At 46.1% G+C, this 14092-nt stretch carries 12 protein-coding genes; 10 read left to right on the top strand and 2 right to left on the bottom strand.

Annotated elements, in window-relative coordinates; genetic code table 11:
* The first annotated feature begins 7 nt into the window (after positions 1 to 7).
* The 7 genes from HHL16_RS16150 (at position 8) to arsN2 (ending at position 5758) form a co-directional block, all read left to right on the top strand.
* Positions 8 to 1282, top strand: a complete 1275-nt coding sequence (locus HHL16_RS16150) for a parallel beta-helix domain-containing protein (protein ID WP_169426213.1) — start codon at positions 8 to 10, stop codon at positions 1280 to 1282.
* Positions 1283 to 1308: 26 nt separating this feature from the next.
* Positions 1309 to 2406 carry an SO2930 family diheme c-type cytochrome gene (locus HHL16_RS16145; RefSeq protein ID WP_169426212.1) on the top strand — a complete coding sequence of 366 codons (1098 nt, stop codon included), beginning with the start codon at positions 1309 to 1311 and terminating at the stop codon, positions 2404 to 2406.
* 58 nt (positions 2407 to 2464) lie between these two features.
* Positions 2465 to 2794 carry a metalloregulator ArsR/SmtB family transcription factor gene (locus HHL16_RS16140; RefSeq protein ID WP_169426211.1) on the top strand — a complete coding sequence of 110 codons (330 nt, stop codon included), beginning with the start codon at positions 2465 to 2467 and terminating at the stop codon, positions 2792 to 2794.
* 59 nt (positions 2795 to 2853) lie between these two features.
* Entirely contained in the window at positions 2854 to 3699 is an 846-nt protein-coding gene (locus tag HHL16_RS16135) for an arsenite methyltransferase (protein WP_169426210.1), read from the top strand.
* 62 nt (positions 3700 to 3761) lie between these two features.
* Positions 3762 to 4859, top strand: coding sequence for an ACR3 family arsenite efflux transporter (arsB, locus tag HHL16_RS16130; RefSeq protein WP_169426209.1), 1098 nt, complete (start codon positions 3762 to 3764; stop codon positions 4857 to 4859).
* Positions 4859 to 5272 carry an arsenate reductase ArsC gene (locus HHL16_RS16125; RefSeq protein WP_169426208.1) on the top strand — a complete coding sequence of 138 codons (414 nt, stop codon included), beginning with the start codon at positions 4859 to 4861 and terminating at the stop codon, positions 5270 to 5272. The genes arsB and HHL16_RS16125 overlap by 1 nt, the downstream gene beginning before the upstream one ends.
* A 54-nt stretch (positions 5273 to 5326) precedes the next feature.
* On the top strand, positions 5327 to 5758 hold the full coding sequence (gene arsN2 / locus HHL16_RS16120) for an arsenic resistance N-acetyltransferase ArsN2 (protein WP_169426207.1): 432 nt from the start codon (positions 5327 to 5329) through the stop codon (positions 5756 to 5758).
* A gap of 136 nt (positions 5759 to 5894) precedes the next feature.
* On the opposite strand, the gene HHL16_RS16115 is transcribed toward arsN2, so the two are convergent.
* Both HHL16_RS16115 and HHL16_RS16110 read right to left on the bottom strand, forming a co-directional pair.
* On the bottom strand, positions 5895 to 7394 hold the full coding sequence (locus HHL16_RS16115) for a peptide MFS transporter (RefSeq protein ID WP_169426206.1): 1500 nt from the start codon (positions 7392 to 7394) through the stop codon (positions 5895 to 5897).
* Between the two features lie 194 nt (positions 7395 to 7588).
* Positions 7589 to 8893, bottom strand: coding sequence for an O-acetylhomoserine aminocarboxypropyltransferase/cysteine synthase (locus HHL16_RS16110; RefSeq protein ID WP_169426205.1), 1305 nt, complete (start codon positions 8891 to 8893; stop codon positions 7589 to 7591).
* Between the two features lie 189 nt (positions 8894 to 9082).
* On the opposite strand from HHL16_RS16110, the gene HHL16_RS16105 reads away from it, so the two are divergent.
* From HHL16_RS16105 to HHL16_RS16095, 3 genes are all read left to right on the top strand, one after another.
* Positions 9083 to 9622, top strand: a complete 540-nt coding sequence (locus tag HHL16_RS16105) for a sigma-70 family RNA polymerase sigma factor (RefSeq protein WP_169426204.1) — start codon at positions 9083 to 9085, stop codon at positions 9620 to 9622.
* Positions 9623 to 9692: 70 nt separating this feature from the next.
* Positions 9693 to 10691, top strand: a complete 999-nt coding sequence (locus HHL16_RS16100) for a FecR domain-containing protein (protein ID WP_169426203.1) — start codon at positions 9693 to 9695, stop codon at positions 10689 to 10691.
* A gap of 12 nt (positions 10692 to 10703) precedes the next feature.
* Complete coding sequence (locus tag HHL16_RS16095; RefSeq protein ID WP_169426202.1) at positions 10704 to 14090, top strand: TonB-dependent receptor; 3387 nt, start codon at positions 10704 to 10706, stop codon at positions 14088 to 14090.
* Positions 14091 to 14092 lie beyond the last annotated feature (2 nt).

Here is a 14092-nt window from a genome sequence, read left to right as displayed (position 1 = left end):
AACCATAATGAACAACCTGAAACCTATTCTTGGTCTATGCTGTTTGCTGCTGTTGATGGCTGCATGCAATACAGCGCCTGACACAAAATCATCTTACAAACACACGCTTAGCTTTGGTCCTGGTGAAGAAGCCAAAATAACTGAAGCATTCCTCACCATTAAAGACAGTACCGACATATTGTTGAAAGAAGGGAAGTATCAGTTCGATAACCTGAGCCTGGCCAATGTGAATCATATCCGGGTGAGGGGAGAAGGAACGGAAAAGACCATACTCGATTTCTCTTCGCAAAAAACAGGAGGAGAGGGCATACGGGTTACTTCACTGATTGGTTTCACCATCGGCGATATGACCATCCGCGACTCCAAAGGTGATCTCATCAAGATCAATAAAAGCCGTAATGTAGTAGTGGCCGGTCTGAATGCTGTTTGGAAAACGGCTGATTCTACCAGCGGCGGTTATGCCATTTATCCCGTGCTCTGCAAAAATGTGCTGGTAGAAAACTGCTATGTGGAAGGTTCTTCCGATGCAGGCATCTATGTAGGTCAATCGGATTCTGCCGTTATCCGCAATAACAAAGGAGCAAAAAATGTAGCTGGATGTGAAGTGGAAAACACTACTCATGCAGAAGTATACGATAACGAATTCTACAACAACACGGCAGGTTTTCTGGTTTTTGATTTACCTGGTCTCTCACAAAAAGGTGGCCATATCAAAGCCTGGAACAATCATATCCACGATAACAATTTCAGGAACTTTGCCAAAGCCGGCAGTTTCGGAACAGCGTGGGGTGTAGGCAATGCGCCTCCCGGCAGTGGTGTTATCATTCTGGCCACTTCGAATGTGGAGATCTTCAATAACAGGATCATCAATAACAATACGTCGGGTATCATCATTGCATCGGGCTTTACTGTGGATGATAGTGCAGTGCACAGAATCAACGATCAGTATTTTCCTGTTCCTGCGCATATCAGCATTCATGGCAATACTTTCCAGATGGCTGATGCATTCCCGCAACCTTTGCACGAACATCGTATGGGACCCATGTTCGTTGCTGTTGAAGAGACACTCCGCAAGATCGATCCTGCCATTAAAAGAGTGCCATTCATTTTTTACGATGGCGTTAGTACCAATGTGCTCAGCAATGGCAGTGCAGTCAATCCCGATAGCCTGTGCATAGGACAAAAGGAGCCCAACGCATTTGTAAATGCCAACTTCCTTACAATGTCCAATCCGGCAAAGTGGAAGCCTGATACAAATATTACTCCCTTTGTCTGTAAGTAATGTTCTATACTTAACCAGTGACTACAATGAAAAAAACGTATTGGGTGAGCGGCGTTTTGATGCTGATAGTAATGGTTGCTGCAACCCTTCAACAGGGTTGTGGCAACAACACCAATAATAAAACAGCAGCAACTGCGGAACAGGGGTTTGTTTTTCTGGAACAATTGGCCGACTATGGTTTCTTTTCCGGCGAACTGAAATCATTGAATCCGATAGCTGCTGTAAGACACTATGAAATTGTTACGCCTTTGTTCAGTGATTATACCGTCAAAGACAGGTTCATTGTTCTTCCTGCCGGTAAACAGATCAGGTATGTTGCCAAAGGAATACTTGATTTTCCGGATTCCACTATCATCATCAAGAATTTCGCTTACAGGAATAAAGCGGGGGAGAAGGTAATGATAGAGACACGCCTGCTGGTAAAAGATCCGTTGGATCACCGCTGGAAAGTGATGGATTATTTGTGGAATAAAGAACAGACTGCAGCAAAGAAACATATTACCGGTGCAGTGCTCCCAATTGCATTGGTGGATGAAGCGGGGAATGAAGTGCATACGAGTTATCAGGTACCAAATGTGAACGATTGCAAGCGGTGCCATAACAATAACAATCAGCTGGAACCCATTGGTCCCAAGGCCCGCAATCTTAATTATGTTGTACATGGGCAGCAAAACAATCAGTTGGCTGAATGGGCAGCAGCCGGTGCGTTAGCTGGATTTCCCAATTCCGATAGTGTGGATGTGTTGCCTGATTGGAAAGATGCCAAAAGGTTCACCCTCGATCAACGGGCACGCGCCTACCTCGATGTCAATTGTGCGCATTGCCATAGTGCAGGAGGTGATGCCTCCAATACCGGATTATTTCTGGAGTATGAACAAAAAGACAGGTTCCATGTCGGTATAATGAAAGAGCCTGTTTCTGCAGGTGGTGGTGCAGGTGGACTTAACTATGATATAATCCCCGGTGATCCTGAGCACTCCATTTTTGTTTACCGGATGAACAGCGTAGCGCCCAATATTGCCATGCCGGAACTTGCGCGCTCAGTGATTCACAAAGAAGGTGTTGCATTGATCACGCAATGGATCAGGGAGCTGGCACCGAAACAAAAACAGACGAAGAAGTAATAGTCAATTCAAAAAAATATTTGCAGTTCCGGAAGTATATCGTAATATTGCGATAGATATGGGTCTTACAAAATCAGAAATATTCACGGAAAAGCAGAATAAGCTGGCGCAGATGATGAAAGCATTGGCGCATCCTGCACGCATCGCCATCATTCAGTATCTGGTGAAGGCGCAGGCATGTATCTGTGGTGATCTGGTGGAAGAACTCGGTCTTGCGCAGGCAACTATCAGTCAACACCTGAAAGAACTTAAAAACGCAGGACTGATCACCGGAACCATTGAAGGAACCAGCGTTTGCTATTGCATCGATCCCAAAACATGGAATCAGTACCGTGCTGCCTTCGATTCATTCTTTGTTGCTTACGTAAACAAAGACGGATGCTGCTAAGGCATTTTTTTTGCCCTGATTAATCGCAATATTGCAATAAACCAATAATAAGAATTGTTATGCAAACAACTGAGCAAATAAAAGAAATGGTAAGGCAGAAATACAGTGAGATTGCCTTACAGGATAAAACAGACAACGCAGCATCCTGCTGCGGTTCCGGTTGCTGCTCCATCGAAACAGCCAATATAATGACGGACGATTACACTCAGCTCGAAGGCTACTATCCCGATGCGGATCTTGGATTGGGTTGTGGGCTGCCCACTCAATTTGCGAAGATCAGAAAAGGAGATGTGGTGATCGATCTGGGATCAGGAGCCGGCAACGATGCCTTCATCGCCAGATCCGAAACCGGAGAAACAGGAAAGGTTATCGGCATCGACTTTACTCCTGCCATGATTGAGAAAGCCAGACAGAATGCAGAGAAGCTCGGATTTCACAATGTAGAGTTCAGACAGGGCGACATCGAAAATATGCCTGTATCCGCAAACACCGCAGATGTGATTGTGAGCAATTGCGTACTCAATCTCGTACCCAACAAAGATGGAGTGATCAAAGACATTTTTCGTGTGCTGAAACCCGGCGCACATTTCAGCATCTCCGACATTGTGCTGGAAGGCACATTGCCTCCCGCAATTCAACAAGCTGCTGAAATGTATGCCGGTTGCGTATCGGGCGCCATTCAAAAGCAGGTATATCTCGAACTGATCGAAAAGAACGGGTTCACCAATATTACCATTCAGAAAGAAAAAGCAATTGTGATCCCTGATGATATTCTCAGCGGGTATTTGTCAGCAGAAGAGATCGCTGCATTCAGAAAAGGGAACACAGGCATTTACAGCATTACTGTTTATGCAGAGAAACCAAAAGATGCAGGCGCTTGCTGTGCACCTGGCTGTTGCAGTTAATCCTTTAAAATCAGTTTCGGCTGCGGTCATTTCATGATCGCAGTCTTAGTTAAAAAATATGTATGAGCGCAAACAACTGCAATCCTGCCACTGAAAGAAAACGTCTCGGTTTCTTAGACCGATATCTAACCTTATGGATCTTCCTCGCCATGATCATTGGAGTGAGCGTAGGCTATTTTATTCCGGAGTCTTCGGCATGGATCAATGCGTATTCATCAGGCACTACCAATATTCCGTTGGCCATTGGATTGATATTGATGATGTACCCACCACTGGCCAAAGTGAGATATGAAAAATTAGGAGAAGTATTCAGGAACACAAAAATACTGGGTGCATCGCTGTTCCTCAACTGGGTTGTGGGGCCTGTGCTGATGTTTGTTCTGGCCATTCTCTTTCTGCATGATCTTCCGGAATATATGACTGGCCTTATTCTGATCGGTCTTGCCCGCTGTATTGCCATGGTAATTGTCTGGAACGAACTGGCAGAAGGCAACCGGGAATATGCAGCAGGACTTGTTGCGCTGAACAGCATATTTCAGGTGATCTTTTTTAGCCTGTATGCTTACATCTTCATCACGGTGCTGCCTCCTTTATTCGGACTAAAAGGAATTGCAGTGAATATCACCATCGGCCAGATTGCAGAAAGTGTTGCCATTTATCTCGGTATCCCTTTTACGGCAGGTGTGCTAACAAGAATAATACTGATAAAACTGAAAGGAGAAGAATGGTATCAGCAGCGGTTCATCCCGGTTATTTCTCCGGTTACGTTAATCGCGTTATTGTTTACCATCATTGTTATGTTCAGCCTCAAAGGACAACTGATTGTGAGCATACCGATGGATGTAGTGCGAATAGCCATTCCTCTGGTGATATATTTTGTGATCATGTTCCTGGTAAGTTTTCTCACAGGAAAATTCCTTGGCGCTGATTATTCAAAGAATGCCTCCATTGCATTCACTGCTGCCGGTAACAATTTTGAATTGGCGATAGCAGTTGCGATCGGTGTTTTTGGCATCAACAGTGGCCAGGCATTTGCCGGTGTTATTGGGCCGCTGGTAGAAGTACCTGCATTGATTGCCCTTGTAAATGTGGCTTTCTGGCTTCGTAAAAAATGGTACGGTTCTGAAAATAATGCTGAAGTTTTAAAACAACCCTCATAATGAAAAAAGTATTGGTGCTTTGTACAGGCAACAGTTGCCGCAGTCAGATTGCAGAAGGATACCTCCGTTATTTTGGCGGCAGTAAGGCCGAAATCTATAGTGCAGGTGTAGAAACACATGGTGTAAATCCCAAAGCCATTTCCATCATGGCCGAAGATGGTATCGATATCTCAGGCCATACATCCAACAACATTACAGAATATGCCGGAATAGATTTTGATTATGTGATTACAGTGTGCGACCATGCAAAAGAAAGATGTCCTTTCTTCCCCTCCAAAGCACAGCTGTTCCATGAGAATTTTCCTGATCCGGCAAAAGCCACCGGTACGGAGGAAGAGATCAAACAACAATTTCTGCATGCCCGTAACCTGATCAAAGAATACACAAAAGCCTTTGCTGAAAAGTACCTGTAAGCCAGCTGATTTTTGCTTACATTTATTTACTTATCAACGCTGAATAATTCTGGTATGCACGTTTCCGAAGCCACACCGCAGATGCTCCCTGAAATCACCGGACTATTGCAGTCTCAATCTCTACCTGTAGAAGACCTGTCAGAAGATCTGAATGGTTTTTTAGTGGCAACCGATGGTGGTTCGCTTGTTGGCGTAATAGGAGTGGAGATATATGGAAACTATGGACTGCTCAGGTCAATGGCGGTGCATCCCGATTACAGAAACAGGGCAATTGCCGCAGCATTGGCAGAGGCATTGGAATACCGGGCGAAGAATGCCGGTGTGAAAGCTTTGTACCTGTTAACGGAAACAGCACAGCATTACTTCACTAAGAAAGGATTTTCAGTTATCACGCGCGAAACTGTACCTGATGAAGTAAAAAAATCAGCCGAGTTTAGTCATGTTTGTCCGGTGAGCGCTATCGTGATGACCAAACAACTCATTTAATACCTGATTTCAATTCAATAGAAAGGATCACCAGCAGGCGATCCTTTTTTCGTTTTTCATAACAACACATCTCTGTCCTTTCTTTGAGGGTAATACAGGCACAAAAAATATCATTGATCGAAGTAATATCTACGCGTTATTGCTGCGGCATCATCTTCAGCAGTTTTTTGGTCAGCAGGAAAAGCGTCAGCGAAGCAATACCTGTCATCAATACAAAGAACATAAAGAAGTCGTACAGGTTATTGATGGTATATCCCAACACATAAGTGGCTTTTCCGTTTGCAGGATACAATGCACTCAATACACCAGCTGTTTTCTGTGCCGCAGCAGTGGCCAGAAACCAAACAGCCATCAGCAGTGATGCAAATTTCAGAGGGGCCAGTTTATTCACCAGTGATAACCCGATCGGCGACAAACACAGTTCCCCGGCTGCATGCAAGGCATACATCACTGTAAGCCAGATCATGCTTACCTTAACGCCGGGATGAACATTTTTTACACCTTGTGCAATCCACAGGTAGCCGAGTCCAAGCAATAGAAGCCCGATGGCCATCTTCGCAGGAGAGGAAGGTTGGCGTCTTCCCATCTTCGTCCATAACCACGCAAATAACGGAGCGAGCGATACCAGAAAAATAGAACCAAAAGACTGGAAAAGGCTCGGAGGAACTTCCCAGCGCAGAAAGCCTAAACGCCTGTCTGTTTGTTCATCGGCAAAGAACACCAGCGATGCACCAGTTTGCTCAAACGCGCTCCAGAAAAAGATCACAAAGAATGCTACGATAAAAATTACGGCCACTCCGCGCTTCTCTGCTGCAAGCAGGCTTTTATCGGAAAAAATAATTGCTGCGATGAAGATGGCCGACCCAAGCAGCAGCCAGGGCAGAAAGCTGATCACTTTTGCATCGAAATACAATAACGCAATCATCAGCAATACGTAACCGGCAAGAAAAGTTGTAGCGAAAACTTTAGACGATACGATGGCCGGCGCTCCGGCTGGTTTTGTTCCCAGCAACTTTCCTTCCGGATCTTTAATATGTTTGTTGAAGAAGAAATGAATGATGATCACACTCAGCAGCATAGCGCCACCGGCTGTTAGAAATGCCCACCTGAAATCTGCAGGATTGCCGGTATCACCGGCCAGCGAACAAAGTATCGGACCTAATGCGCCGCCAATATTGATGCCCATGTAGAAGATGGTGTAGGCCACATCTTTTCTGCTGTCTTCTTTTGTATAAAGCTGTCCAACCAGTGTAGAGATATTGGGTTTGAATAATCCGTTGCCCGATATCATGCAACCCAGTCCGCTGAAGAACAACAATCCCGCGAGCTGTGGATTGGTGATGTAAAGTGAGCCTGCAAAAAACAGAATGATCTCACCGGCTGCCATCATCAATCCACCTGCTACGATCAACCGTTTATTTCCCCACCATCTGTCGGCAATATATCCGCCTACAAGCGGTGTGAGGTAAATGAAACCAGTGTAACTGCCGTACAGGTTGCTTGCAAAGGCTTTGTCGAAGAGTAAGGCTTTGGTCATAAAAAGCACCAGTACGGCCCTCATGCCATAGAAACTGAATCGCTCCCACATTTCGATGGTAAAAAGGAGATATAGGCCACGCGGGTGCTTATTGTTCATAATGCATGTTGTTTGGGTTGTCGGGGATTGATATGTATCTGCTCAAATATCATTTTAGCATCTGAATAGTAATTCGCTGTTATTACCCAATGCTGTTCCGATGTTGACCGGGTGTATCCGTAAATGCAAAAAGCAGAAGGATCGCTCATGGGCGATCCTTCTGCTTTTCCACAACTTATTTTATCAGGACTGATCTATTGCAGGGCTTTTTTGAGCGCTGCCGATATATCCTCCTTGATATCTTCGATATGTTCAATACCCAGCGACACACGCAATAAACCCGGTTCTACTCCGGCTGAGCGTTGCTCTGCTTCAGTCAGCTGCTGGTGCGTGGTGGTAGCCGGATGTATGATCAGGGTTTTGGCATCTCCCACATTGGCGAGGTGACTGATCAGTTGCAGGTTGTTCACCAGTTTGTCAGCAACCGCATTGCCACCTTTTACTTTGAAGGATAACACGCCACCAAAACCATTGCGCAGGTACTTCTTCGCAAGCGTGTGATATTTGTTATCTGCCAGTCCCGGATAATTTACATACTCCACGGCTGGTTGCGCCTTCAGCCATTCGGCCAGTGCCAACGCATTGTCCACTGTGCGTTGCACACGCAGACTCAGTGTTTCCAATCCCTGCAAAAAGAGGAATGAATTGAATGGAGATAAGGCAGGACCGAGGCTGCGCAGTCCGGTAACTCTTGCACGGATGATATAAGCGATATTTCCGAAAGGACCATCCGTTCCGAATATGTCCCAGAATTTAAGGTTGTGATAAGCTTCATCCGGTTCTGTGAAGTAACCGAATTTGCCGTTGCCCCAATTGAAATTGCCGGCGTCTACAATCACGCCACCGATGCTGGTTCCATGTCCTCCGATCCATTTGGTAGCAGCTTCTACAATTACGTTGGCGCCGAAATCGATCGGGCGGCAGAGATAGCCTGCGGCTCCGAATGTATTGTCGACGATCAATGGTATCTGATGTTTTTGTGCGATCTCCGCCAGCCTGTCAAAATCTGGAACGCTGAAAGCCGGATTCCCAATGGTTTCCACGTAAATGGCTTTGGTGCGATCGTTGATCTTTGCTTCAAAGTCCGCAGGGTTATCGCCGTCTGCGAATTTCGCTTCGAATCCCAGTCGCTTCAAACTTACCTTGAACTGATTGTAAGTGCCGCCATAGAGATAGGAAGATGCCACGATATTATCTCCCTGCTGCAAGATATTCTGCAGGGCCAGAAACTGGGCCGATTGCCCGGAAGCTGTCGCCAATGCACCCACACCACCTGCCAATGCCGCAATGCGCTTTTCAAAAACATCGGTGGTTGGGTTCATGATGCGCGTATAGATATTGCCGAACTCTTTCAATCCGAAGAGATTGGCTGCATGTTCTGCGCTGTCGAATGTGTAGGAGGTTGTCTGATAAAGCGGTACCGCTCTTGATTTGGTTACGGGATCTGGTGTCTGCCCTGCATGCACCTGCAGTGTTTCGAATCGGAAGTTTTGCGACATGATGGTTGATTTTATTCCCTATAAATTTAGTGGACTAATGGCATATAAGAGAAAAAACGGTAATGTTTTTTTTGAAGCGGCATTCTCAGGCTGGTCCTGGTAAACAACAGTCAGTTGTAAAATTTCGGATAGCCGCTTTCTTAACATTACGGTAATAATTGTTGAGTTCCTTTGCAGCTGATTCAGCCAATGACCTCCCGCCCCCCACACGATACGAATTCTCTACAACACCAGGAACTGTCCAAATTATTTGAACAGCTCTTTCTATTGACCAAAGACAGGCTGTATCATTTTACCTGGAAACTTACCCGCGACCCATCCATTGCAAAAGACATTATTCAGGACTGCTACCTTAAATTATGGCAGAGGATACACACCATCGATACCACGGAGGATGTGCTGCCTTTACTTTTCACCTATGCCCGCAACGGTGTAATTGATAATCTCAGGAAACTGGCTACCAGTGAGCAATACAGCCGGCAGCAGCAATTGAATGAGTCCGAAACGGCAGTTGTTATTCCGCGCTGGATGGAAACGGAGGAAGAAGTGTTGAATCTGAAGTTATCCATCGGGCAGCTTCCCACCAGACGAAAAGAAATCTTTACACTCGTAAAGGAAGAAGGACTTTCTTACAAGGAAGTAGCAGCACAATTGCGCATCTCCGTTGCCACTGTTGAAAAGCAGATGGGGCTTTCCATGAAATTCCTTCGCGATACACTGAAAGGATAGATTGTTACCAAATCATTAACTCGGTTTTTTGCTTACCGGGTATTGCTCATTCATCCGTGATATCATACGAATGGAAAAAGCTTTACTGGAAAAATTCATTGAAGGAGGCTGTACCCCGGAAGAAGCCAGACAGGTTTCCCAGTGGTTGCTGGAACATCCTGATGCGCTGGATACCATCCTGAACAATACCTGGGCGGAGCCCGTTACAGCGCTGATGCCCGCTGATATGGAATCTTCTCTGCGCGTGTCCCTGCCTTTGCAGACTACTGGCACAACTGCGGAAGCTCCGGTGTATCAGCTGCCGCATAACCGTTCGGCGGGCAGGTACCGCTGGTATGCTGCTGCGGCGGTGGTATTGCTGTTAGTGGGTGGATGGTGGATGGCGCGGAGTCTGAACAATGCAGACAACAGTGGTACCAATGCATTGGTGACGGTAACAGTACCGGCAGGAAAAATGTATAAGCTTACATTGCCCGATGAGAGTACTGTGTGGCTGAAAGGCAATACGCAGTTAAAATACGATGCGAAGCAATTTGGTATCATCACCCGCCATGTGGAGCTGATGTCCGGCGAAGCATTTTTTGATGTGCAGCGGAATGCTGAGCATCCATTTGTAGTGGAGCAGGGTGGTGTTCGAACTACAGTATTGGGAACTTCTTTCAGTGTGAAAGCTGCCACTGATAAAAATGCTGCTGTGATCACAGTGGCAACGGGTAAAATTTCGGTGAGCCATCATACAAAGGAGCTGGAAGTGCTTACACAGGGCCGGCAGCTGGTGGTGAATGCGCAAACCGGCCACTACACTGTATCGCAGGTGCCTGTATGGATGGCTTCTGCATTCAAAGATTCAGTGGTACAGCTGAATGCTGCCTCATTCGGAGAGCTTCAGCAGGCGCTGCAACAATTCTGCAACATACAACTGCAAACAAACCAACAGCAGGTAAAACAACAACGCTACACCATACAGTTGAACAGGAGTACGCCGGTAAAGGATCTGATGGATGTACTCTGTTTGCTCAACCAAAATCAATACCACAGGAAAAACGATTCCACTTACATCATTTATTAACTAATCGGCATTATGGAAAAGATTGTACTTGAACGGAATCGTTCAGGCAAGGGCTCTTTTTGTGTATTCATTGTATTTTTCACGCTGCTATGCGGGGTACTCACTGCACAACAAAGGCTGCAAACTCCGGTAACCATTACGTTTCAGCAGCAGTCGCTGGCACAGGCGCTTCGCCAGTTGCAAACTGCAACAGGGATGGCCATCACTTTTACAGAAGCAAGTGTAAAAAACTATCAGATAACTGCACAAACTTTTACGGCCACACCACTGGCAGGAATTTTTCAAACACTACTTCAGAAAACCAACCTTCATGTGAAGGAAAGCGGCATTTACCTGGTGATAGTACCGGTAGAAAACCCTGCAGAAAAACCTGCCGGTACCAAACCAGGCACGCTCCGCGGCCGAATTGTGGATTTTGAAACAGCGCAACCGCTTGCCGGTGCTACGGTTCAGCTGGAAGGTAGCGATCTGCATACTGTTGCTAATGAAAAAGGGTATTACAGTTTTAAGAATATCCTGCCGGCGAAGTATACGTTGCTGGTGAGCTATGCAGGTTATCAGCGAAACAGTTTTCCGGATGTTGCCGTGGAAGCAGATAAAACTGTAGTGTTCGATATCAAGATGCTGGCAGCAGGCTCCCTGAAAGAAGTGGTGGTGAATGCCAGTGCGCAACGCATTAAAGCTGTTTCTTTCTCTACAGAAAAACAACTGATCGGCGAAATAAGAAGTGCCAATTCTGTTGTTTCGGGCATTTCCAATGAGCAGATCTCTAAAACTGCTGACCGAAGTGCGGCGGAGGTGGTAAAGAGAATTGCAGGTATAACAGTTACAGATGATCGATTCATTGTTGTGCGCGGTATGAACCAGCGTTACAATATAACGTATCTGAATAATAATATTGCTCCGTCCACGGAGTTGTATAGTCGTGCGTTTGCGTATGATCTGTTGCCTACCTCCATCATCGACCGCATTCTGGTGTACAAGTCGCCAACAGCGGAGTTGTTTGGCGACTATGCAGGCGGTGCAGTAAAAGTATTTACCAAGAACGCCAAACCCGTACGCCATCTGGATCTTGGCCTTCAGCTCTCTTATCGGGAAGGCACCACCGGAAAAGATATGGTGAGTTACAAAGGCAGTAAAACCGACTGGCTGGGATTTGATAACGGCCTGCGCAAGCTGCCTGCTGAAGTGGGTGACATGCGGGACGGAAGCGGCCTCATCAACCTGAAACCTTTGCAGGAAAAAGTGAAAGGATTCAATCCTGACTTTACGCTTTACAAACGTAAAGCCATGCCCGATATGCAGTTCTACCTGAATTTCTTCGACAACTGGAAACTGGGCAAATGGCGTTTGTACAATCTTTCTTCTCTCACGTATCAGCTGGATAACCGCAACTATTCCATCTACCGCCAGACTGGGTATTACAACAGTCAGGACTACTTTACTTATTATACTGAGCACGACAGGCGGGGATATGAGCAGCAGGCTACACAGATTGCACGGGTGAATCTGTTAGAAAATTTTACGCTTCGTTTCAATAACCGGCATTCCATTGTGTGGCAGAATTTTTTACTCAATGAGGGCAGAAGCCAAACCAGTTCAACCATAAAGGAAAAGAATACAGGCAGGGCATATATTGGGCAACGCTTCAAAACCGTGCTGAATAGTTTTCAGCAAAGAACCCTGTATACCGGCAACCTCAATGGCAGTCACTATCTCAGAGCAGACAGCAGCCTTAGTGCCAACTGGAATCTTGGCTATACCTTCTATCTCGATAACCGGCCAGACCAGCGGAGGATGAACTATAGCACCATGTACGATGGCAGGGGTACTTACAATGCTGAATATATGACACAAGATCTCCGCTGGATGGCCGCAGGCTCCAATAGCAGTGGTCCGATTGATCTGCTGAATGGGATGATGAGTCGTTTCTTTCAGCAAAATCATCAGCATACCTACAATGCGGCAGTTGATTTCGGATATGTTGTAAACCGTTTTCTGGAAGTAAAGGCAGGCAGTTATAACCTGTTTCGTACCCGGAATGTTGCACGCCGTTATTTTAAAGTGAACCGGTATGGTACGCAGGGGAGAACTCTTTATGAGAATGATCAGAGTGAGGCTTCGAATGCCCGTGTCACCAATCAGGAACTGATCCGGTGGAAAGAGCAAGATCTGCCGTATATCTGGAATGATAAATATTTCAGGAACGACGGCAGTGGGCTGGAAGTGTATGACGGTACTACGCCTGCTGATGCTTACTTAGGCAGCGAGCAGAACAACAGTGGGTATGTTATGACCGACTGGAAATTTTTTCACCAGCGTCTCACCGTCAATGCCGGTGTGAGACTGGAATACAACAGGCAGCGGGTTTCTGCTGCCATCAGTGCCGGAGGATTTGTGTTGCCGGTTTCTGCGGATCTCAAAAAAACATCGTTGCTTCCTTCTTTCAATATCAACTGGACGGCGCTGCGCCAGTTGACTATTCGTGCCGGATATGGCAGAACGGTGAACAGGCCCGACTTCAAGGAGCTGAGTCCATTTTCAGACATTGATTATGTGAACCAGGAAGAAATTGCGGGTAACCCAAAACTGCTGGCATCTACCATTGATAATTATGACTTGCGGCTTGAGTGGTATCCTTCAGGTCCGGCACAAAATGAATTGTTCAATCTCGGTGTGTTTTACAAGCATATCAACAATCCGATTGAACGTTTCCGTGATGAAAAAAATGCCTATGATCTGTCGGGTTATACTGGTATCACTTACAAGAATCCTCAAAAGGCTGTGGTGTATGGCATTGAAGCTGAGATCAGGAAGAGCCTTTCTTTTATTCCGGGAAATATTTTCAGGAGACTGTCTGTTAACCTGAATGGTACGCTCATCAAAAGTGAAGTGAGCAATAAGGAGCCCAAACCTACCAGTACATTGGTCATGGGATCTTTCAGTGGCAGGCCATTGCAGGGACAAGCGCCTTATGTGATCAATGCCGGATTGTATTATGAGAATCCCGGAACCGGAACCAGGTTCGGTCTGATCTTAAATGAAAGCGGCACCAATGTTTATGCTGTGAGCCTCCGCAATTTGAATTCGATCAAAGAGGAACCCGGTCTCGAGTCCGGCATTCTTTCGATGCGGCCTTCCATTCTGGAACTGCCCCGCCGCATGCTTGATCTTTCTTTATCGCAACGTCTGTACAGATCGCTTCAGGCGCGGTTCACGGTGCAGAATCTGCTGGATAAACCGGTTCGCCTGGCCGAAGACAATAACGATAACTATAAATACGAGTATGAACATCTTATCAAAAATGAAGCTGGTGTGCTAAGGCCTACCGGCGATAATATTTTCTTACAATACAATACAGGGAGGTTCTTCAACCTGTCTTTCACCTATGCATTTTAATC

The sequence above is a fragment of the Pseudoflavitalea sp. G-6-1-2 genome (assembly GCF_012927185.1).
Taxonomy (GTDB): Bacteria; Bacteroidota; Bacteroidia; order Chitinophagales; family Chitinophagaceae; genus Pseudobacter.
The sequence above is the reverse complement of the archived record's forward strand: the minus strand, read 5'-3'. Positions and strand labels throughout refer to the sequence as shown.

Excerpts from the sequence above, each read along its gene's own strand:
- HHL16_RS16150 (WP_169426213.1), top strand. The coding sequence starts at position 8 with ATGAACAACCTGAAACCTATTCTTGGTCTATGCTGTTTGCTGCTGTTG.
- HHL16_RS16145 (WP_169426212.1), top strand. The coding sequence starts at position 1,309 with ATGAAAAAAACGTATTGGGTGAGCGGCGTTTTGATGCTGATAGTAATG.
- HHL16_RS16140 (WP_169426211.1), top strand. The coding sequence starts at position 2,465 with ATGGGTCTTACAAAATCAGAAATATTCACGGAAAAGCAGAATAAGCTG.
- HHL16_RS16135 (WP_169426210.1), top strand. The coding sequence starts at position 2,854 with ATGCAAACAACTGAGCAAATAAAAGAAATGGTAAGGCAGAAATACAGT.
- arsB (WP_169426209.1), top strand. The coding sequence starts at position 3,762 with ATGAGCGCAAACAACTGCAATCCTGCCACTGAAAGAAAACGTCTCGGT.
- HHL16_RS16125 (WP_169426208.1), top strand. The coding sequence starts at position 4,859 with ATGAAAAAAGTATTGGTGCTTTGTACAGGCAACAGTTGCCGCAGTCAG.
- arsN2 (WP_169426207.1), top strand. The coding sequence starts at position 5,327 with ATGCACGTTTCCGAAGCCACACCGCAGATGCTCCCTGAAATCACCGGA.
- HHL16_RS16115 (WP_169426206.1), bottom strand. The coding sequence starts at position 7,394 with ATGAACAATAAGCACCCGCGTGGCCTATATCTCCTTTTTACCATCGAA.
- HHL16_RS16110 (WP_169426205.1), bottom strand. The coding sequence starts at position 8,893 with ATGTCGCAAAACTTCCGATTCGAAACACTGCAGGTGCATGCAGGGCAG.
- HHL16_RS16105 (WP_169426204.1), top strand. The coding sequence starts at position 9,083 with ATGACCTCCCGCCCCCCACACGATACGAATTCTCTACAACACCAGGAA.
- HHL16_RS16100 (WP_169426203.1), top strand. The coding sequence starts at position 9,693 with ATGGAAAAAGCTTTACTGGAAAAATTCATTGAAGGAGGCTGTACCCCG.
- HHL16_RS16095 (WP_169426202.1), top strand. The coding sequence starts at position 10,704 with ATGGAAAAGATTGTACTTGAACGGAATCGTTCAGGCAAGGGCTCTTTT.